The following is a 1,701-nucleotide window of genomic DNA, read 5'->3' as shown; positions in this document are numbered from 1 at the left end:
CGGCGCCGGAGCGCCAGCGGAGGGAACCAAAAGCGGTACGCTTTTGGCGTCCGGTTGACCGGCTGGTTAGTGGCAGGGTGTTGACGCTGCCTGCTCCCTGGCACTGACCATGACGGCCTACTCCGTTACCTCGCACCGGCTTGCGCCGGTACGGTTTGTTTAAAACCACCGCCAAGCCAGCGGTGGATGAACCTGTACTCAAAAGTACCAGATCCAGAATAAATTGTCGGCGGACAGCCCCAAACGGTGAACACCGAATTTGCTACAAACGCCTCTGACGATTAAAGCTGCCAAACCGGACGCGGACTCTGCTGGCCTTGGCACTCACCGAGTTGCCGGGTTTAGCTACCAAAGCCCGGTGCCAAGGCCACTGGCACACGGCCACCCAAAAGACCGAGGCCTTTGCCATTAACGCCGCCAGCATGCGCGGCTACGAAATGGAGGCGAAGCCGCAATGTAGTAGACGTCGCCGTGACTGGCTTTGTTAGCATTTTTCAATGCTGACCCGCGAATACAGCTCATTCAAACTCTTCGACAACTACAGTTACTTCCAACCATTCCGCAATCGCCGCAAACTTTAAGCGAAATTGTGGGGGCGGGAGTAATGCCCATAGCCTCTCTGACTACCTTTCTTAAAATTGCTAACTCTCCGTCAGTGAGGTTGAGATCACCACGACTTTCCCACATTTCCATAAGTTCCGACTTGGAGTGCGATCGGTAAAATTGTTCCTCTTCTGCAAGAAACTTAGCCTCCGCTTTTTGCGCCTCAATTTCCTTCTGAATTGCAGCCTTCTGCTTTTCTAGACGCTCCTGAGGGCTAACAAGCATGGATGGAGGGGGATTACAACGAAAGCAAACACCATTATGAACATGCTTATATTGAGGAAGGTATCCAGTACCCTTGCACCTTCCGCAAGGGGCGTTGCGAACGCGATGCCAATGCGTAATTGCTCCAAAAATCACCGGCCCAAATACGACGCTAGATATTATGAGCAATTCAAGAAGATCGTCCATGCCTGCTTGCCTCACAAATTATTACATACTCACCTATGACAGATTTAAGAAATTAGAAACGCAGACTACTCAAGTGTCAGAAAATTTTGCTAACGCTTGCAGCATGCGCGCCTACGGAATGGAGCCGAAGGCGCAATGTAGTAGGCGTCGCCGTGCCTGCACTGGTTATGTGATTTAACCATTGTGACTGAAAACCACCAGCTTTTTGTCGGGTATCACCATCAGGACAGCCTCATCCGTGAACGAATAATACGAACCACCGGTTCGTCCACTTTCTACGATGTCGTCGTACAAAGAGCCACTGATACTCCCGCCGCAAAGCAGTTCATATGACCAATTTTCCGACCTGCTCCAGTCATCCCTGGGAGTTTCCATCCACTCGCCATATGCATAGTACTGGTCAGAATGACCGCGAGCCTGGCCTGACTCCTTGAAAAACTTAACACCTTGCTCTTTGATAGCTTCTGCTGTTTTACCGCCCAATTTGTAGACGGCCGTACCACAACCTTCCCTAAGCCCAGAATCCGAGGTGATAGAAATGCGGTAACTGAGACTAATATTTTCTGGAATAGCTTTTCTATACCAGTAATCCTCGAATAGGTACCACGCTCCGATTATAGCAACGGCAATTGCTCCAATAATCTTTAAAGCCTTCATGATTCTGCGAGCTTTCCTTGCACATAACGC

General features: G+C 50.3%; 2 protein-coding genes. Both read right to left on the bottom strand.

Annotated elements, in window-relative coordinates; all coding sequences use genetic code 11:
• Window positions 1-522 precede the first annotated feature (522 nt).
• The gene (locus tag C7H09_RS19745; protein ID WP_133166214.1) at window positions 523-1,014 is read right to left on the bottom strand and encodes a beclin/Apg6 coiled-coil domain-containing protein; all 492 of its coding nucleotides are present in this window, start codon (window positions 1,012-1,014) and stop codon (window positions 523-525) included.
• A gap of 174 nt (window positions 1,015-1,188) precedes the next feature.
• A partial coding sequence (locus C7H09_RS08135) for a hypothetical protein (protein ID WP_106762068.1) occupies window positions 1,189-1,701 on the bottom strand: 513 nt, incomplete at its 5' end.

Origin of the sequence: Marinobacter fuscus, assembly GCF_003007675.1 — a bacterium.
GTDB lineage: Bacteria > Pseudomonadota > Gammaproteobacteria > Pseudomonadales > Oleiphilaceae > Marinobacter > Marinobacter fuscus.
Note: the sequence above shows the minus strand (reverse complement) of the source record. Positions and strands in the feature narration are given on the sequence as shown.